Below are 17,707 nucleotides of genomic sequence, written 5' to 3'. Positions count from 1 at the left end.
CGAGCAGCCGGGAGGCGGCGTCGAGCCGCGCGGCATCGGCGAACCGGAGCCGGATATGTCCGCCCGGCACCAGGCGCTTGAGCTCGTCCGGCGTCCCCTCGGCGACGAGCCGGCCGCCGTCGAGCACCGCAATGCGGTCCGCGAGCTCGTCCGCCTCGTCCAGGTACTGGGTGGTGAGCAGCACGGTGGTGCCGTCCGCGACCAGGCTGCGGACAATGTCCCACATGGTGTGGCGGCTGCGCGGGTCCAGGCCCGTGGTGGGCTCGTCCAGGAAGATGACGCTGGGCGCCGAGACGAGGGTCATGGCGAGGTCGAGGCGGCGCTGCATGCCACCCGAGTAGGTGGCGAGCGGCTTGCGGGCGGCCTCGACGAGGTCGAACTGCTCCAGCAGCTCGGCCACCCGGGTCTTCGAGCGCTTCGCTCCAAGATGGCGCAGCCGGGCCATCAGCAGCAGGTTCTCCTCGCCGGTGAGCAGCTTGTCCACCGCGGAGAACTGGCCGGTGAGGCCGATCGCGGCGCGGACGCCGTCGGGGTCGCGCACGACGTCGCATCCGTTCACCAGTGCCGTGCCGCCGTCGGGCCGCACCAGGGTGGACAGGATGTGCACGGTCGTCGTCTTGCCCGCGCCGTTCGGGCCGAGCAGCGCGGTGACGGTGCCCGCGTCCACGGTGAGGTCGACGTCGTCGAGCACGGCCTTTGCGCCGTAGGACTTCCGCAGCCCGCGGACTTCGATTGCTGGCGTGTTCATGTGCTTCGTTCCCTTCTGTTGGTGGCCCGGAGTCATTGGGCGCGCTGGATGCTGATGTCGCCGTGCTGGGTGCGTGCACGCACTGCGACGGTCTGTTCGGACGCGTCGGGGGCGCGGTCGCTGTCCAGCTGGTTGCGGACGTGCCCCTCTTTCGAGGACAGATCGAGCCAGGCGGGAACGCCGGGCCGCACGCCGATGGTGACCTGCCCGAAGCCGCTCTCGACCTGGATGGAACCACTCGAGACCTCTGCGAGCTGGATGCTGCCGTAGGCGGTCTTCGCCGCGACGGAGCCGAGTGCCTTCGAAATCTCGAGGTCGCCGTAGGAGAGCTTCGCTTCAAGGTCGCCGCCGGACTCCCCGATCAGGATGGTGCCGTGCGACGCCTTGAGGATCGCGTCGCCGGTGACTTTGCCGATCCGGATCTGACCGTGGTCGGCCGTGATCTCGATCCCGCCCTCGGCGGTGCCGAGGGTCGCGTTGCCGTGCGAGGCGCGCAGCCACAGGTCGCCGGTGGAGTCGAGATCGACGCGGCCCATCGAACTCTTGATCCGGGTTGCGCCGAGGCGGCCGACGGCGCGCACGCCGCCCACCCCTATCTCGGCGGTGAGCCGCGACGCGGCCGGCAGCTCGACCTTCACATCGACCGACTCGGTGGGGCCGATCCAGCTGATGCGGGGCCGGGGGCCGGTGATGATGAGCCGCTGGCCGTCGACGTCGACCCTGGTCTCTTCCGCGCCCCGCCGGTCGACCGCCTTCGTGGGGTTCGTCGGCGAGACGGTCACGACCGTGTCGTCGCGGTCACTGGCGATGATTTCGATCGCGCCGACCTGCAGTTTGATGGCGAGGTCGATGGGGGTGGGGGTGTCGTAGGTGGGCATGCTGGCGCCTTCCTTTTGGGTGTGTTTGATCGACCCCGCGGGTCCGCGTGGTTGGTGGGTGTGGTGCGGTGGGCGGTTTAGCGCGCCCAGCCGGCGAAGTTGTCGCCGGTGCGCAGCGTGCGCTGCGCGGATCGTCGCTGCTTGGGCTGGAGAGCGGCCGCGACCGCACGGACCAGCCAGGTGTTGACGGACAGGCCGTCAGCAGCCGCAGCCTCGTCCACCCGCGTCTTGAGGGCATCCGGCAGGCGGAGCGTCGTGCGCGAGGTGCTCGCGTCGTCGAGGTCGAGGGGTGCGGCCGGCCGCTCGTCGGTGTCAGATTCCGGGTTCGGCTGGGTCACCACGAACTCGACGTCGCGTCCGCGCAGCCGCATGTCGACTGATCCGGGTGCGAGGTCGCGGGTGATCTCGCCGGCTGCAGCCGAGAGAACGTCGAGGAGCACGAGCCGGGTCGCGGCGTCCAGTCCGGCGGCGAGCCGCTCGGCCACGGCGCGGGTGTCCTCCGAGCCGTTCTCCGCGGCATCCACTAGCTGCCGCTGTAGGTCGTTGACGTATTGTCCGAGTTCCATGCCACCATAGTGACACCACGGTGGTGTCACGTCAAGCCTTCGTGGTGTCACGGGTGATCCGCAGGTTGGTGCGGAGGCTCGATGAGGGTGAGGACGGGCGAAGGGCCCTCCCTGAGTCCTAGTTGGCGTCCTGTCGGTTCACCATTTCGGCGATCCAGATCGGCGCGAACGGAGAGGTGCAGTTCGGCGGCGTCGGGTAATCCTTGAGCACCTCCAGACGCTCGCCGATGCCGATCGCGCGGGCGCGGTGTTCGGGGTGCTCAATCCCGATCTGGGCCAGGCAGTGGTTCATCGCCCACTGCAGGCGGTCCGGGGCGTCCTTCATCTGCGCCTCGATGATGTCGAGCAGTCCTGGCAGGTCGAGGCCCTCCGGCTTCTTCGCAACGCGGTCGGTGGTCAGCGCCCAGCCGGCACTTGCCACCAGCGGGTCCGGATCGGCGAACCAGGCCACGCGCAGTTCCTCGGCATGCGGGTTCTTCTTCACCACATAGTTGACGAGCCAGTCCTGCACCTTGGGAGTGTGCGCCTGGCGCAACATGACGTCCAACTCATCACTATCGAACGCCTTCGGACGGCAGATCAGGAGCGCCAGGAGCCGCGCCGCGGTATCACCGGTCCCCCACAGCTCACCGGCCAGCTCCTGCTGCGTCTTGAGCCGCTTGGCCAACGCCCGCAGCTTGCCGAGGTTCACCCCGTGGTCGTCACCGTGCTTGGCGTTCACGTCCCGGATCCTCGGGTCCTCGAGTTCGGCCAGCTCGGCCATCACCTCGGCCGCCGTCGTTCCGGTTTCCGTCGTCTGGGCCACCTCGGCCTCCTGTCCGTTGCTTGTGCGATTCAGCATACGTCGGCGGTTCGGCCGCCCGCGGCAATAAGCGGCTTGGCGACGAAAACAGACGACTGCACCGTGGCCGCGCCCGCCGGTGAGCGTCCGGTGCTCACCTGTGAATCGCCCGCTGCCCCTTGCCCCAGACTGGTTGCCTGCGGCAAGCTGTTGATCAGCTGATGAATTGATCAACCGGGAGAGACCCGACGGCGGCAGCCCCCCGGAAGGTTGCCGCGGCGGTGCCGTTGCGGGGCTGGAACCCCGCAGGACGGGAGGGCTCGGAACATGGAACGTGCAGGATCCAGGCCGGCAAAAATTCGCGCCGCCGTCATTTTCTCAGTGGTGGCGGTGATGGTAATTCTTGGAATTGCGTGGATCGTCACTACCCGGTCACCGGTCACGCCGCCTCCGGGAGCGTCCGGGGCCCCGGTGAGTAATCCTTCGGTATCGGGGCGTGCGACTTTCCAGAAGGTCCCGAATCAGGTTCTGTTTGCGCTTGATGATTCCGGAAACCCGGATCTCTCCGGAGACTTGACGAATATCAAGCAGGGTGACGCCGGCGATTGCTATTTCCTGGCAGCGTTGATGACAGTGGCCTCCCGGGCCCCTGCGACCGTCTTGAACATGGTCCATGACGACGGCAACGGCACCTACACCATTTCCTTCCACAGCAAGTACGACGGGGTGGCCAATCCCGTGACGGTCACGGTCAACGGTGATCTTCCGTACCGCCGCGGCAAGCCCTTCGAAAACGGCATCGAAAATATCGATGGCAAAAACGTGTCATGGGCCGCGATTATCGAGAAAGGGTGGGCGGCCGCGAACGGCAACAGCTACAACGGCATCGATGGCACCGACCTCAGCAACGCCCAGGATCATGATGTGCACAACGCCCTCTATGCCATCACCGGCGAAGTGGGCGTCGACCGCAACCCCGGCGGCCCCATGACGGGAGTGAGCTTTGAGCAGATGCAGCAGGATTTCACGAAGGGCCTCGTGACCTTTGGGACGTCCAACTCCGACGGCGAGCTGGTCTCCGACCATTCCTACGCATTGCTGGGTCTGAATCCCTCCGACCAAACGGTCGTGGTGGGTGATCCCGAGGGTGGCCACACCACGCTGGCTTTTGCGACCTTCCAGTCAACGAACATCAACCAGTACATCGCGATACCGACATATCCTTGAGCGGCAGCCCTAAACGGCAGCCATGGCCCGCTCGCCGTTGAAGTATTCGAGCTGCCAGCCGTCGACGGCATGGTGGTGGGCCAGGTTGAGCACGGCGTTGTCGATGCTTTCCAGGTTGCGGCCGACGGCGCGGCTGAGACTCACGCGCAGGAGCGTGCCATGGGCGACGGCCAGGACGCGGCGGCCACGGAACTCCTCGGCCAGCGCCTCAAGCGCGGCCAACCCCCGGCCGGCGGCCTCGTCCTCGCTTTCCGCTCCGCGGAACCCATGAGGAATGCGCAGTGCGTCCAGTTCAGGACCGTCCTGCAGGCCCTCCGCGGGTCCGAAGCTGCGCTCGGCGAGCTCCGGCACGCGCCGGGCCACGCTGAGGCCGAGCCCGGCGGCGATGAGATCGGCGGTTTCAGCGGCACGGCTCAGCGGCGAGGACACGATCGCGTCCCATTCATAGCCGGACAGGACGGCGACGGCGTCGCGAGCCTGGCCGCGGCCGACGTCGTTCAGGGGAATGTCGGTGGATCCCTGCAGCCGGCGCTGTGCATTCCAGTCCGTCTGGCCATGGCGGATGAGGGCGAACGTCGTAGAGGTCATACCTTCCATTCTGCCCTGACGGCAGGCTGGCGATGACAGAGGCGCCGGCCCGGGAGCGCGGGACCCACGTGCCAGATCACCCGCGTCCTCAAAATCAACCAGCTCGAAACCCTCACCGACGACGTCATCGGAGCCGCCGCGAGCATCCTCGTCATCGGCAAATGCGACAACGAGCGATCACAAAACACCGCCCTTTCGCATAGTCCCTTGACGCATGGCCAGCACCGGACGCAGAGTTCACACGAGAGTCATTCCGCAGATGGCCGATAACCGTCCGGGCCCAGCCCTCATGCCGCAACAACCGCTGCACGGCGGAGCATATTGCATCCCTTGAGCCCCTCCCAGGCGGAGCCGCTTGCGGTCAACAACGGGAGCGCTCCGGTCACCTCTTGGACAGGAGAAGTAAGGATGGATCTCGAGCAACCGCCCCCAGGCCCAAAGACGGTAACTGCGGCCAGGGCCGCCAAAGACGCGGCCCTGGCGTCCAGTTCCGCATCGCGGAAGAAAGTTTCGTACGGAGCCCAGGACCGCAGAGGACCACTACTGTGGAATTCAGGCCTGGAAAGGCTCACCAACCGAACCCGTCTGCCGGGACAGCCAGCCGATGTGGGCGTGAACCTGTTCTACGAGGACCTTGAGTGGAATCCCCTCCTTGGCCCGGGCGATCCCTCGGGGATCATTCCAAGGGACACAGATCAGGTTCCGCCTGGAAATATGGCTAATGCGGGAGGGCTGATTCTGCCCTGGTGCTCGAATTCGCAAGAGGTCCGCCGGAAGGCCATTGTTGTGTACCGCCTTGGGGAGGACCTGGATACGATCGAAGATCCCCTCCTGTATGTCTTCCAGTATTACTGGGACAACGTGGGGTACTTCTTGCCGGCCACCTTTGGGTCTTTCGACGAGAAGATCTCTATGGGTGAGGGGCCCAGCGCATCCCTCGATGTGGACTTCATTCTCGGCCCAACAGGAGACCTGGTTGCCAGGGCACGGGCATAGGGGCCCGGCCGGAACGCGGCCGGGCCGCTGCCAATCACTTTGGGAGCCGGCAAGCTTGTCCGGATACTAAGTCGAGTTGCACGGTGGCGCTATCCGGGAGTACCCGACTGTGCGGCGTAGGCAGTGGCCCGGTCGCGTACGTGGTCCACGTACGGATCAGACTGGTTGTAGGAGTAGATCGCGTCGGCCCAGCCGGCGGCGGTGGTCAGGTCACCGCCGTGGGCGCACAGGTACGAGGCGGCACTTAGCGCGGCGTCATCGATGTTGAACGGGTCGGCTGTTCCGTCGCCGTTCCCGTCCCGGCCTGCGAGCTGCCACGTGGAGGGAATGAACTGCATGGGTCCGACGGCGTGGTCCCACCGGGCGTCGCCGTCCAGGGCGCCGGCGTCCGAATCAGGGATCGCGGCGAAGCCGTCGCCGTTGAGGCTCGGGCCGACAATTGGCCCGCTCGCCTGGCCCGTGGCGGTCAGGCTGCCGCCGCCGTACGTTCCGTGGCCGGATTCGACGAAGCCCACCGCTGCCACCGTATTCCAGCCGATCCCGCACGTCGGGGCCGATGTGTTGGCCGCACTGGCCGCGGCCACGTAGGCCTGGAGGGCCCGGGCGGGGATGCCGGTCTGCGCGGCGGCATGGGTGAGCCACTCGGCGTCCGCGCTCCGGGTGATGTTCACGGCGGAGGTGATGCCGGCGGACAGCGATTCGAGTTTCGCCTCTGCCCGCGGCGGCGCGGGCAGGGCCACGCGGGTCTCCGCCCCGGAGAACCGGAAGGCCCAAAACAAGAACCCGGTGATGACGAAAAATACGAACAGGCCGAGTATGGCAAGGCGTTTCAGACGGAGCATGGACTAAGCGGGCCGGCCGGGGACGGTACTGACCCGCGTGTCCGGCGCGGCACGGAAAGCCGCGCCGGCGCCGGACACGCGGGAGGCCAGGGCCCTAGCCAACGCACTCGACGCAGTAAGCGTGGCCGTTCTTTTCGCGTGCAACCTGGGACCGGTGCCGGACCAGGAAGCAGGAGTAGCAGGTGAATTCGTCCTGCGCCTGCGGGATGACCTGCACGACGAGTTCCTCGGCGACAATTTCCCCGCCCGGGCTGATCGCATCGTCAAAAGCGTCGGCTTCATCCAGTTCACGGACAACGCTGCGGGCATCCGGGGCGTTGGCGGATTGCAGCGCCTGCAGGGAATTATCCTGCGACTCCTTGACGTCGGATCGGACTTCGTCGTAATCGGTTGCCACGGGGGTGACTCTCATTCCTGTGTTTAGTTCTGACGGGAAGCCAACGTACACCATTGCGCGCGTCGCCGCCTCATGTGAACCAAGTCCTTCAGGCCGAACGGAGTCCCGGGACCGCGTCGACCGGCACCGGCGCGGGGTCCTGGGACCCCGCCGGGCCCGGGCCCGGCGGACTGCTGCGGGCAGCCGAGACGACGGTGTTGGCCGGCCGGGGCAGCCCGTAGTGTTCGCGGAGCGTCCGTCCACTGTATGCGCGACGGAAGAGTCCGCGCTCCCGCAGGATCGGGATGACGTGGTCCACGAAGGCGTCCAGGCCGGACGGAAGCACGGGGGGCATGATGTTGAAGCCGTCCGCCGCCCCGGCCACAAACCATTCCTCGATCGCGTCGGCCACCTGCTCAGGTGTGCCAGAGAAAGTACGGTGGCCGCGGCCGCCGCCGAGCCTGCCGATGAGCTGGCGCACGGTCAGCCGTTCCCGCCGGGCGAGGTCCACGATCAGCGTGTACCTGCTCTTGGCCCCTTCGATCTCGTCCTCGGAGGGCAGGTCGTCCGGCAGCTCGGCGTCGAGGGCCAGGGATGCTGCGGGGACCCGCAGCACACCGGCGAGCTGCCTTCTGGCGTGCTCCGGGTGGATCAGCTCGTCGAGTTCTTGCTCCAGCCGCCGCGCCTCGGCCTCGGTGGAGCCGATGACGGGAACGATGCCCGGGAGCACCTTGATCGTTCCCGGGTCACGGCCGGCGGCGGCGGTTCGCCGTTTCAGGTCGGCATAGAAGCGCTGTGCGTCGGGCAGCGTTTGCTGGGCCGTGAACACCGCTTCGGCGTAGCGGGCGGCGAAGTCCTTGCCGTCCTCCGAGGAGCCAGCCTGGACAATCACCGGGTGGCCCTGGGCGGAGCGTGGCACGTCCAGCGGCCCCTGGACGCTGAAGAACGTGCCGGCGTGGTTGACCGGGTGGACCCTGGTGTTGTCTCCCCAGGTCCCGGCTTCCTTGTCGCCGAGGGCGGCGCCGTCCTCCCAGCTGTCCCAAAGCTTGCGGGCCACGTCGAGGAATTCCGCGGCCCGCTCGTACCGCAGCGCGTGGGCCGGCTGGTCCCGCAGGGAGAAGTTCCTCGCGGCGGCGTCTCCGGCGGTGGTGACCACGTTCCACCCGGTCCTGCCGCCGCTGATGTGGTCCACGGAGGCAAACCGTCGGGCCAGGTTGTAGGGGTCGTTGTAGGTGGTGGACGCCGTGGCGATCAGCCCGATGCGGTCGGTGACGGCGGCGATGGCGGCGAGCAGGACGGTCGGCTCGAGTGTGCCGTAGGGCCGCTGGCCGACGTCGCCGTGCAGCACCGGTGAGTCCGCGAAGAAGATCGAATCGAACGTCCCGCGTTCCGCCGTTTGGGCCAGCCGCTGGAAATGCGCGACGTCCGTCCCGGCGAAACTGTCGCTTTCCGGCAGCCGCCACGAGGCCTCGTGGTGACCCGTGCTCATCAGGAACGCGTTCAGGTGCAGCTGCCGTGCCCCGCTCACAGCTGAACTCCGGGAACGCCGGCGCGCAGTTCGACCGTCTCGGAATAGACGGAGGAGTCGCCCTGGATGGACGTGCTGCTGCGTCCGTCGACGCCGCGGGGTACGTCGCCGGCCACCGTGACCCGGTTCAGCTGCCGGGGCTGGCCGTCGTAGTTGTCCGGGGCGTAGTGCTGGGTGATGCGGTTGTCGAACAGCACCAGCTGGTCCGGTTCCCAGTTGACGCGGACCACGTTCTCGGGGCGGGTGACGTAGGCCTGGAGCAGCCGCAGGATGTCCTTGGATTCGGTGTTGGACAGTCCCACGATGCGCAGCCTTTGGGCGAAGCCGCCGATGAAGAGGCCGCGCTCCCCGGTCAGTGGGTGGACCCGGACCACGGGGTGGGCAGTCTCGAAGTGGATCCGGGTGAATTCCTTCCGCCGCTCACCGGCGCTGGCGTGCTCGAGGTTTTTCGGCACGGAGTAGTCGTAATCATTGGTGTGGATGGCCCACAGGGTATCGGCGAAGTTCCGCAGCTCGTTCGGCAGATCGGCGTAGGCTCCGGCGGCCGAGGCGATCAGGGTTTCCCCGCCGTAGGCCGGCAAGGTGATGCTGCGCAGGGTGGAGGCCTGCGGCGGGTTCACGACGAACGTGACGTCGGTGTGCCAGTTGTTCGCGCTGCCGTTTTCGCTGTCCACCGGCAGGACCGCAGGTTTGCCCTCGACGGAGGCCACCGTGGGGTGGGCCTGGGTGAGTGGGCCGAAGCGGGCGGCGAAGCGGACCTGGGCTTCGTCGTCGCGGACGTTTGCTTCGCGGAAGACCAAGGCCTTGTGCCTGTTCAGGGCTTCACGGATCTGGGCGATTGTGGCGTCGCTGAGGTCGCTGCTGAGGTCCAGGCCGCGGATCTCGGCACCGATGCGGGCGCTGAGTTTCCGGAATTCGAGGCGGGTTTGGGTGGTTATCGACATGGTTGGCTCCTTTGGTCTGCGGGGGTTAGTTCGACTGGGATCCGACGGCGGTCCGCCACCGGGAGAAGTGCCGTTCGACGGCGACCAGCAGGTAGTTGACCAGCAGGCCGAGCAGCGAGACGGTGAGGATTCCGGCATACATGTCCGGGATCAGGAAACTGGACTGGGCGTTGACGATCAGGTACCCGAGGCCCGCCTTGGCGCCGACCATCTCCGCCGCAATGAGCACCAGGATCGAGGACGTTCCGGCCATCCGGATTCCGGTGAAAATGGTCGGCACCGCCGAGGGAAGGATGACCTTCAGGAACAGCCGGAAGTTGGAGAGTCCCAGCGAGCGGGCGGCCCGGACGAGCAGCGGGTCGACGGTCCTGACGCCGGCGATGGTGTTCAGCAGCACGGGGAAGAACGCGGCGTAAGCCACGATGCTGATCTTGGAAGTCTCCCCGATCCCCAGCAGGAGGGTGAAGACCGGGAGCAGCGCCAGCGCCGCGGTGTTCCGGAAGACCTCCAGCAGTGGGTTGAGGAACCGGTCAAGGGACCGGTACCAGGCGACCAGCAGGCCAAGGGCGACGGCGAAGACGACGGCGATGCCGAAGCCGCTGGCGGAGCGGGTCAGGCTGGCTGCCAGATGGTTCTGCAGTTGGCCCTTGGCGATGAGTGATCCCAGTGCCCGCAGGACCTCGTGCAGCGGCGGGAGGAAGACCCTGGTCGAGGCCGTGGCGAGGTAGGTTGGGCCCAGTTCCCAGAGCAGGAGGAACAACACGATGGCGCCCGAGGCCCAGATCCCGCGCCCGGCCCTGCGGGCTCCGGAACGGGCCACGGCGGGAAGGCGTCGGGTTGCGGCGGGCTGTGGGGGCCGCCCGGTGGCGGCTGTAGCGGGCGCAGTCAGGTCTTTGGTCAGTGTTGGTGCGGTCATCAGGCGGCCCTTCCCTTGCTGAGCTGTCCCTTGCTGGGCTGTCTCTTGCTGAGCTCGATCTTGCTGAGCTGGGGTGCCTCGTCGGGCGCGGACCCGTCGGGCAGGATCTTGGCGTGCCCGGCTTCCTGGGCCTTCCGGACCTCGTCGTGCAGCAGCGACCAGACTTTGTGGCGGTGTTCGATGAAGACGGCGTCGGAGCGGACGTCCCGGTCACCGCTCCGCTCCCCCAGGTCAATGTCGACAATCTGCTTGAGCCGGCCGGGTCGGGAGCTGAGCACGGCGACCCGCTGACCCAGGTACACAGCCTCGTCGATGCCGTGGGTGATGAAGATGATGGTCTTGCCCGTGGAGCGCCAGATGCGTAGGAGTTCCTCCTGGAGCTGTTCCCGGGTCTGGGCATCCAGCGCTGCGAACGGTTCATCCATGAGCAGGACGTCCGGCTCGTACGCGAGGCTCCGTGCGATGGCAACCCGCTGCTTCATGCCACCGGAAAGCTCATGGGGATACCGGTCCTCGAAACCGGAGAGGCCGACGAGCTCAAGGTAGTGGCGGGCCTTGTCGGCACGTTTCCTCCGGCTCAGGCGGCGCCCGTCGCTGCCGGTTCCTTCGAGGCCGAAGGCGACGTTGGCGGCCGCGGTGCGCCATGGGAAAAGGGCGTACTGCTGGAAGACGACTGCACGGTCGCGGCCGGGCCCGGTCACCTCCTTGCCGTCCACGAGCACCTGGCCGGCGTCCGGCCGGGTGAGCCCGGCGAGGAGGTCCAGGAGGGTGGTTTTGCCGGAGCCGCTCGGCCCGACCAGAGTAATGAACTCGCCCGCGGCGACGTCCAGGGTGATGCCCTCCAGCGCCGTCAGGGTGGAGCCCTCGGGCTGGTCCTTGCTGGGCCGGACGGTGAACTGTTTCCCGACGTTGCGGAGGCTGATTTTCGGCGTCGGTCCGGTACCGCTGGTCATGATGCCGCCCCGTTCAGCAGTCCGTTGAAATCGTTGGTGTAGTACTTGGACGGGGTGATCCCGCCGCTGACGATGCCGGTGTCGTTCAGCCATGCTGACCAGCGGGTGAAGTCCTGGTCGCTGATGGCCCCCTTGGACGGGACTCCGACGCTCTTCCAGTACTTCAACGCCGCGGTGCTTTCGGAGCGCTGACGCTTGTTGATGATGTTCGTAAACCGCGCGATCACCTCGTCGCGGGGGGTGGTGCGTTCCCATTCGATGGCCTTGGCCACACCGGTGGTGAAGATCTTCGTGGTTTCCGGGTTTTTCTCGATGAAGTCCTTGCGCAGGACGTACTGGCCGCCGGCGAAGGTTCCAAAGAGTTCGAAGTCGCTGAACAGGGACCGCAGGCCGCCCGTGGCGACAGCGTTGTCCTGCAGCACTCCGCCGAGCGCCCCGACGTCGACCTGGCCGCGGCGGATGGCCTCCTCGGTGTCGTTGGGCGGAACGACGACGAGCTGTACCTGCCTGATTTCCTCCTGCGACAGTCCGTTCTTCTTCAGGTAGCTGTTGATCACGGCGTCCGCATGGGCGCCCAGGGTGTTGACGGCGATCTTCTTGCCGATCAGATCCCGCGGCGTCCGGATCGGACTGTCCTGGGTGACGTAGAAGCCGTTGAACGTCTTCTCGTCCTCGCCGTAGTAGTTGATCACCGCAGTGACCGGCGCGCCGGCTTCGATGAGCTTGACCACGGCGCCGGAGAAGGCGCCGCCGAAGTCGGTGGCTCCTGTGGCGGCTGATTGGATGCTCGCCGGCCCGCTGATGGTGTTGCCCACCCAGTTCAGCTTGACGTCGCCGAGGTAGCCGAGGTCCTCGGCCAGCTCCGGCAGGCTCACGTTGTTGGCCGAGCCCTCGTAGCGGAGTTCGGTCACTTCGGGTGCCCCGGGGGTATTTCCGGCAGGGGACTGGGCGCTCGCAGGGCCGCCGCAACCGGAGACCACCAGCGAGACCGCCACGGCGGCAGCAACGCCCAAGGTGGAGAAAAGTCCTGCGGGTAAGTGTCGGTTTTTCATAGCGGATTCTTTCTGGATTCGATGGTGCGGCCCGGGGCTACCGGACCGTGCCCACCATCAGAGCAGAGTCGAATCCGTTCCGCAGGTGCCTCGACACCCGAGGAAACCGCGCGTAATCCGGCGACGAAAACAGCCATGGACGCACCCCCGGTACCCGATCGGACGCAGCGGGAAGCAGTCCGTAACAGGGCAAGACTCACGCGGTCATTTGCGCCCATCCTGGGACACACCCGCGCCCCACCGGACCTGCACTGTGAAGTTTCGGTGACGCCCGGCGACGGCGCGTGAAGGGGCCGGCGCCGCGCCACTGTCGTGCATGGGACGAAAGATTGCTGGAGATGTGGCCGAATGTTGCGCGCCGGCGCGGTACCGGCGGTCAGGGCCCAGCACGACCAGGCGCACAACAGGACGAGCAACAACAGGACGAATATAGGCGTGTCCGCCGCTGCTGTGAAGCAGCGACGAACACGCCTTGAGCATCGGGCCGAACCGCTGCTTACATTCCGGGGATCTGCTGCGCCTCGTGAACCTCGATTTCGCAGCCGCCGGGCATGTTCAGGTGCGGGTGCACCTTGGCCAGTTCCACGGCCGCCTCAAGGCTGTCGGCCTCGATGATGCTGTATCCGGCGACGTCACGCTGGCTCGGCGCAGTGGCTCCGCCGGCGGAAACGCGGACACCGTTGGCCAGGGGCGTTCCAAAGTCGATCAGGCCGTTGCCGACCTTGGCGGCCCAGTTGTTCCACTGTTCCATGGCGGCTGCCATGTCCTCCGGCGCGGGCGGCGCGGCCTCGGCGGGGGTCATCGGGGCGTGGTAGATGAAGACGAACTTGGTCATGTTGCTCCTGCTTTCCTGGCGGTCTTGACGGGCTTAGGTTGAAAAACGTCAGACGGCGACGGTCCGGCCGGTGAACGCGATCAGGCGCTCCAGGCTGCTCGCAGTCTCCGCGACCGGCTGGACAGCGGCGAAGCTGCCGCTGGCGCGGACCTGGTCCGAGATGGTCACCAAGGCCAGGGCCTCAACGTGATCCGTGACGACGTCGGAAACTACAAGTTCCTGGCCGGTGGCCTTCGCGAAGTCCCACGCGTGGACGAGCAGTTCGAGGTTGACGATCCCGGCGACGACGGTCGCGGGCAGCTCGGCGAAGCCCATGTCGATGGTGCCTTCGAAGCCGCGGCGGCTGAACGCCTCCAGGGTGGCCTGCGCGAGTCCGGCGATGCGAACTTCCGGGCCTGCCCGGCGTCGTCGCTTACGTCAGCGCCCAGCGCCCCGCCGATCTGCTTCAGCGAACCGGCCAGGTGCTCCAGCAACTCGTGGGCCGTGAAATTTTCGCAGGGAGTGGCTTTCTCACGGTCCTCCGGGGTGAGCTTTGAAACGCCAGTTCGAAGCGGATGCGCCGAATCAAAAATGGGTGACCGATGTGACCGAGTTCAGCGTCGGCGACAGGAAGCTTTACCTATCACCGGTTATGGACCTCTTCTACCGACAGATCATCTCCTCCGCCATTGGCACCTCGCCCAATCTAGAGCTGACCAACTCCTCACTGCGCGGCGCTTTAGCCACGCTGGAGGACGGGCAGAAACCACTCGTGCACTCCGACCAGGGATTTCAATACCAGCACACTTCCTGGCGCGTACTCCTGCAGAACGCCGGCGCGGTCCAATCGATGTCCCGCAAAGCGAACTGCTACGACAACGCCGTCATGGAGAATTTCATCTGGCACCTCAAAGAAGAGATCTTCAACCGCGTCCGATTCGTCAACACCGAAGCACTGACAGCAGCGCTGCACGAATACATCCACTGGTACAACACCGAAAGAATCTCCACGAGGCTAAAAGGCCTAAGTCCAGTGCACTAGCGCGCAGACCCTAGTGGCTTAGGCCGCGGAACAAACTACACCGCATGTAACGGGACTGTAAGAAAAACGGTGTGTGAGGGTCCGGCCTGATCCGAAAGGAGACGGCCGTGTCAGAGTCCACGACCGAGATGACAGGGGTGATGATCGATCCTGTGACGTGAGAGATCATCGATCAGAAGGAGCTTGCGGAGCGGTTGCTCACGCAGGCCAAGGAGCAGGGCGTGAGCCTGGTTGGCCCGGGCGGGCTGCTGAACCAGCTTACGAGGAATGTGCTGGAGACCGCGCTCGAAGCGGAACTGACCGAGCACCTGGGCCACGAGCATGGCCAGACGCCGATCGCAGCCAACATGCGCAACGGCACCAGGTCGAAGACCGTGCTGACCGAGATCGGCCCGGTCGAGATTGAGGTGCCCCGGGATCGGGACGGGTCTTTCGAGCCGGTGATTGTGCCCAAGCGAAAACGACGGTTGGACGGGATCGACCAGATCGTCCTCTCGCTGTCCGCCCGGGGATTGACCACCGGGGAAATCGCTGCGCACTTCGAGGAGGTCTACGGGGCCAAGGTCTCCAAAGACACCATCAGCCGCATCACGGAGAAGGTTGTTGGCGAACTCGCGGAGTGGTCTGCCCGTCCACTGGATCCGGTCTATCCGGTGCTCTTCGTGGACGCGATCGTGGTCAAGGTCCGTGACGGGCAGGTGCGCAACACCCCGTTCTATGTCGTCATGGGCGTCACCGTGAACGGGGAGCGGGAGATTCTGGGGATCTGGGCCGGCGACGGCGCCGAGGGCGCCCGGTTCTGGCTCCAGGTGTTCTCCGAGCTAAAGAACCGCGGCGTGGAAGACGTGTTCATCGCTGTCTGCGATGGGCTCAAGGGTCTGCCGGAGGCGATCACGACCACGTGGGAGCGAACGGTGGTGCAGCAGTGCATCGTGCACCTGATCCGCAACAGCTTCCGCTACGCCGGCCGCCAGCACCGCGACGGGATCGTCAAGGCCCTTAAACCGGTCTACACCGCCCCGTCCGAGCAGGCCGCGAAGGAGCGGTTCGCCGAGTTCACGGCCGAGTGGGGCCAGCGATATCCGGCAATCGTCCGGCTCTGGGAGTCCTCCTGGGCGGAATTCGTGCCGTTCCTGGAGTACGACGTGGAGATCAGGCGGGTGATCTGCACGACGAACGCGATCGAGTCGATCAATGCCCGCTACCGGCGGGCCGTGAGGGCCCGCGGGCACTTTCCAAACGAGGCCGCTGCGCTGAAATGTCTGTATCTGGTCACCAGGTCTCTTGATCCGACCGGCGGCGGTCGGGCACGCTGGGTGATGAGGTGGAAGCCTGCGCTGAACGCGTTCGCGATTACCTTCGCCGGTCGGTTCGAAAGAACCACTCACTAATGAAAACCGGCCGGACCTACACACCGTTTATCGGACAGTCCCCATGTAACTGCCTTGGGGTCTGGAGCCACTGCCGCACGGTCTGTATTCGGGCAGCGCAGTGGGTTACAGTGCGCCCATGGCAACGGAACGCAGGAGATGGAAGTATCGCGATCCGTCTTGGCCACAGATTGTCTGGCTTTACGGGCTATCGCTGATCATCGTGTTTACTGACCTGAGCCAAAAGCGGGTGCTCTTCTGGCTGGGGCTCATGGTTCTTGTCACGGTCTTGGTCGCGGTGAAGATGTTCAGAGAGCGCAGGAGGAAGCTGGAAAGAGACCCTCGATGACGTAGTCATCATGTTTGCCGCAGCGCCTGGTGATGGCGACTAAGGCTCCTATACCCAGAAGGCTCCGTCCCAGATGGGACGGAGCCTTCCTAAAAAGCCGACCGCTGGCCACTAGAGTGGAGAACCAATTGCGAGTCCAACTTTCGGGGACCAGTTCAGATCGCGGCCCGGGCATGGCGCAGCTGTTATCGGAGCGGTTTGTCAGGGCGCCATGGCGCGTACCGGGCTAAAGAGATGCCGGTAACCGGGACGGGGAATCCCCGGGTGCAGCGGCTAAAGGCCCCGGTGGTGCTCGATGAGCCATCGCGCCATCTGCTGGGCGCGCTTGGAGGCCAGCGCGTCCCCTTCGGTGGCGGAAATGATGGAGCCTTTCATCAGGATGTGCCAGGACCGGGCAAATTCCTCGGGGCGGTCCAGCCCGGCTTCCTCGGCCAGTGCCTGGATATGCCCGCGGATGCGACTGAGGTAATCGATGCTCGCCTTGCCCAGCGGGTGCCCGGCGCCCATTTCCAGCAGCACATTGATAAACGAGCACGCCTCGAAATCCTCGCGCTGGAACCAGTCACCGAACACGTCAAAGACGGCGAGCAGCTTCTCCTCGGGGGTGTTGCCCCGCCGGCTGGCCTCGGCCACGATCAGGTCCACGGTCCACACCTGGTCGCGGAGTTCCAGGAAGGCCAGCACCAGGGCGTCCTTAGACGGAAAGTGCCGGTAGAAGGTTGCCTTGGATACCCCTGAACTGCTGATCAGCTCATTGACCCCTACGTCGCGGATGCCGCGGCGGGAGAATAACTCGTAAGCAGTGGCGAGGATACGGTCCACCGGCTCGTCGCGTCCGGCCATGGCTGTGGCGGGCAGCAGCGTAGGACCCTCGGCGTCGTTGACAGTCATGATGAAAAAATTTTACACCGGACCGAGGCGAACAGACCGGTCTGCCTCGGAGTGTGCTATTAGTCTCCGCCGGATTCACCCCGGCGCTTTCGGCTAACACGACGCCGGCACGACGCCGGCGGGCCGGCCGAGGACCCGCCCGGCGCCTTACCCCAACCTAGGGATGCAGAACCCGTTCGCCATCGCGGCGTTGTGAGAAACGACCGTCCAGTGCGTGGACGAAGCTGCGGAGGGTCGCGGATTCGTGCGTGCTGTTGGCCAGCCGGACGATGGCCGAAGCCGTGTGGGCCAACTTGATGTTGTGGTGCTGGCTGTAGGCGGAAAGCCGTTCGAAGGCGTCGTCGGAACCGATATGGAGTATTCCCATCAGGATGCCCTTGGCCTGTTCGATAAGGCCTCGGGTGCCGATGGCTCCGGCGACGGCCTCGCGGGCGGACCGGTCCGTTTCAAGCTGAACTGTTCTGGTGAGGTCCAGGATGAACCCGTCGACGAACAACAGCTTCCCGTCACTGTCCAGCACGCCCTCCCCCGCCGTCAGGACTCGCCGTTCACGCCGGCGTGCGTCGAAGAGACGATGATAATTGGCGAAAAAACCTCCGCCACGGCACACATCCTCAAAGATTTCCCTGCACGGCGTCCGGTCGTCAGGATGCACGTGCTGCATAAGAACACCCACCGTGGGCACCACCTCGCCGCGGTGATAGCCGTGGATCTGGTAAATCTGCTCGGACCACTGCAGCTCCCCCGAGGCCACATCGTAGCGAAAGGTCCCGGCGAGGCAGTCCTCGGTAGCCAGCGCGCTGGAATAGGCCTGCAACGCCTTCAACTCCGTCATGGCCGGGCCTG

Annotated in this window: 21 protein-coding genes and 1 pseudogene; 6 read left to right on the top strand and 16 right to left on the bottom strand. The window is 65.9% G+C overall.

Annotated elements, in window-relative coordinates; all coding sequences use genetic code 11:
- The 4 genes from Y706_RS24415 to Y706_RS0108685 form a co-directional block, all read right to left on the bottom strand.
- Positions 1-748 (bottom strand): daunorubicin resistance protein DrrA family ABC transporter ATP-binding protein (locus Y706_RS24415; protein ID WP_043435515.1); only part of this gene is annotated, 748 nt, incomplete at its 3' end.
- A 32-nt stretch (positions 749-780) separates the two neighbouring features.
- On the bottom strand, positions 781-1,626 hold the full coding sequence (locus Y706_RS0108695; protein WP_028276303.1) for a DUF4097 family beta strand repeat-containing protein: 846 nt from the start codon (positions 1,624-1,626) through the stop codon (positions 781-783).
- Positions 1,627-1,703: 77 nt separating this feature from the next.
- Complete coding sequence (locus Y706_RS0108690) at positions 1,704-2,192, bottom strand: hypothetical protein (protein ID WP_028276302.1); 489 nt, start codon at positions 2,190-2,192, stop codon at positions 1,704-1,706.
- A 118-nt stretch (positions 2,193-2,310) separates the two neighbouring features.
- Positions 2,311-2,955: a DNA alkylation repair protein gene (locus tag Y706_RS0108685; protein ID WP_253906740.1), complete on the bottom strand. Its 645-nt coding sequence runs from the start codon at positions 2,953-2,955 to the stop codon at positions 2,311-2,313.
- A gap of 345 nt (positions 2,956-3,300) precedes the next feature.
- Here Y706_RS0108685 and Y706_RS0108680 point away from each other — a divergent pair, with 345 nt between their 5' ends.
- Positions 3,301-4,200 carry a C2 family cysteine protease gene (locus Y706_RS0108680; protein WP_084476012.1) on the top strand — a complete coding sequence of 300 codons (900 nt, stop codon included), beginning with the start codon at positions 3,301-3,303 and terminating at the stop codon, positions 4,198-4,200.
- Positions 4,201-4,209: 9 nt separating this feature from the next.
- Here Y706_RS0108680 and Y706_RS0108675 read toward each other — a convergent pair whose 3' ends face one another.
- Positions 4,210-4,788, bottom strand: coding sequence for a histidine phosphatase family protein (locus tag Y706_RS0108675; protein ID WP_028276299.1), 579 nt, complete (start codon positions 4,786-4,788; stop codon positions 4,210-4,212).
- Between the two features lie 72 nt (positions 4,789-4,860).
- Here Y706_RS0108675 and Y706_RS30655 point away from each other — a divergent pair.
- Positions 4,861-4,947 (top strand): annotated as a pseudogene (locus Y706_RS30655) (ATP-binding protein); the annotation flags it as partial.
- Positions 4,948-5,574: 627 nt separating this feature from the next.
- Positions 5,575-5,784, top strand: a complete 210-nt coding sequence (locus tag Y706_RS0108670) for a hypothetical protein (protein WP_156945094.1) — start codon at positions 5,575-5,577, stop codon at positions 5,782-5,784.
- A gap of 89 nt (positions 5,785-5,873) precedes the next feature.
- Here the strand turns inward: Y706_RS0108670 and Y706_RS0108665 are convergent, their stop codons facing one another.
- The 9 genes from Y706_RS0108665 to Y706_RS30090 form a co-directional block, all read right to left on the bottom strand.
- Complete coding sequence (locus tag Y706_RS0108665; RefSeq protein ID WP_028276297.1) at positions 5,874-6,626, bottom strand: lytic transglycosylase domain-containing protein; 753 nt, start codon at positions 6,624-6,626, stop codon at positions 5,874-5,876.
- 94 nt (positions 6,627-6,720) lie between these two features.
- Positions 6,721-7,023 (bottom strand): DUF4193 domain-containing protein, encoded by a 303-nt coding sequence (locus Y706_RS0108660; RefSeq protein WP_028276296.1) that lies wholly within the window; start codon positions 7,021-7,023, stop codon positions 6,721-6,723.
- A gap of 88 nt (positions 7,024-7,111) precedes the next feature.
- Positions 7,112-8,530: an LLM class flavin-dependent oxidoreductase gene (locus tag Y706_RS24410; protein WP_275450878.1), complete on the bottom strand. Its 1,419-nt coding sequence runs from the start codon at positions 8,528-8,530 to the stop codon at positions 7,112-7,114.
- Complete coding sequence (locus Y706_RS0108650) at positions 8,527-9,474, bottom strand: TauD/TfdA dioxygenase family protein (protein WP_028276295.1); 948 nt, start codon at positions 9,472-9,474, stop codon at positions 8,527-8,529. The genes Y706_RS24410 and Y706_RS0108650 overlap by 4 nt, the downstream gene beginning before the upstream one ends.
- A 25-nt stretch (positions 9,475-9,499) precedes the next feature.
- Positions 9,500-10,390 carry an ABC transporter permease gene (locus Y706_RS0108645; RefSeq protein WP_028276294.1) on the bottom strand — a complete coding sequence of 297 codons (891 nt, stop codon included), beginning with the start codon at positions 10,388-10,390 and terminating at the stop codon, positions 9,500-9,502.
- A complete protein-coding gene (locus Y706_RS24405; RefSeq protein WP_043435512.1) occupies positions 10,390-11,343 on the bottom strand; it encodes an ABC transporter ATP-binding protein in 954 nt (317 codons plus the stop codon). Before Y706_RS24405 ends, Y706_RS0108645 begins: the two co-directional genes overlap by 1 nt.
- Positions 11,340-12,395 (bottom strand): ABC transporter substrate-binding protein, encoded by a 1,056-nt coding sequence (locus Y706_RS0108635; RefSeq protein ID WP_043435509.1) that lies wholly within the window; start codon positions 12,393-12,395, stop codon positions 11,340-11,342. The genes Y706_RS24405 and Y706_RS0108635 overlap by 4 nt, the downstream gene beginning before the upstream one ends.
- A gap of 496 nt (positions 12,396-12,891) precedes the next feature.
- Positions 12,892-13,230, bottom strand: a complete 339-nt coding sequence (locus Y706_RS0108630; RefSeq protein WP_028276292.1) for a YciI family protein — start codon at positions 13,228-13,230, stop codon at positions 12,892-12,894.
- Between the two features lie 48 nt (positions 13,231-13,278).
- Positions 13,279-13,587 carry a TIGR03086 family metal-binding protein gene (locus Y706_RS30090; protein WP_253906739.1) on the bottom strand — a complete coding sequence of 103 codons (309 nt, stop codon included), beginning with the start codon at positions 13,585-13,587 and terminating at the stop codon, positions 13,279-13,281.
- A 175-nt stretch (positions 13,588-13,762) separates the two neighbouring features.
- On the opposite strand from Y706_RS30090, the gene Y706_RS24395 reads away from it, so the two are divergent.
- From Y706_RS24395 to Y706_RS0108610, 3 genes are all read left to right on the top strand, one after another.
- On the top strand, positions 13,763-14,251 hold the full coding sequence (locus tag Y706_RS24395) for an IS3 family transposase (RefSeq protein WP_084476008.1): 489 nt from the start codon (positions 13,763-13,765) through the stop codon (positions 14,249-14,251).
- A gap of 164 nt (positions 14,252-14,415) precedes the next feature.
- Complete coding sequence (locus Y706_RS0108615) at positions 14,416-15,642, top strand: IS256 family transposase (protein WP_028276290.1); 1,227 nt, start codon at positions 14,416-14,418, stop codon at positions 15,640-15,642.
- A 118-nt stretch (positions 15,643-15,760) separates the two neighbouring features.
- Positions 15,761-15,970, top strand: coding sequence for a hypothetical protein (locus Y706_RS0108610; RefSeq protein ID WP_156945093.1), 210 nt, complete (start codon positions 15,761-15,763; stop codon positions 15,968-15,970).
- A gap of 273 nt (positions 15,971-16,243) precedes the next feature.
- On the opposite strand, the gene Y706_RS0108605 is transcribed toward Y706_RS0108610, so the two are convergent.
- Both Y706_RS0108605 and Y706_RS0108600 read right to left on the bottom strand, forming a co-directional pair.
- Positions 16,244-16,861 (bottom strand): TetR/AcrR family transcriptional regulator, encoded by a 618-nt coding sequence (locus Y706_RS0108605; RefSeq protein WP_028276288.1) that lies wholly within the window; start codon positions 16,859-16,861, stop codon positions 16,244-16,246.
- Between the two features lie 157 nt (positions 16,862-17,018).
- Positions 17,019-17,707: PAS and ANTAR domain-containing protein (locus Y706_RS0108600; protein WP_343213043.1), on the bottom strand; the 689-nt coding region annotated here is incomplete at its 5' end.

This window comes from Arthrobacter sp. I3 (assembly GCF_000520575.1).
GTDB classification, from domain to species: Bacteria; Actinomycetota; Actinomycetes; order Actinomycetales; family Micrococcaceae; genus Arthrobacter; species Arthrobacter humicola_A.
Note: the sequence above shows the minus strand (reverse complement) of the source record. Positions and strands in the feature narration are given on the sequence as shown.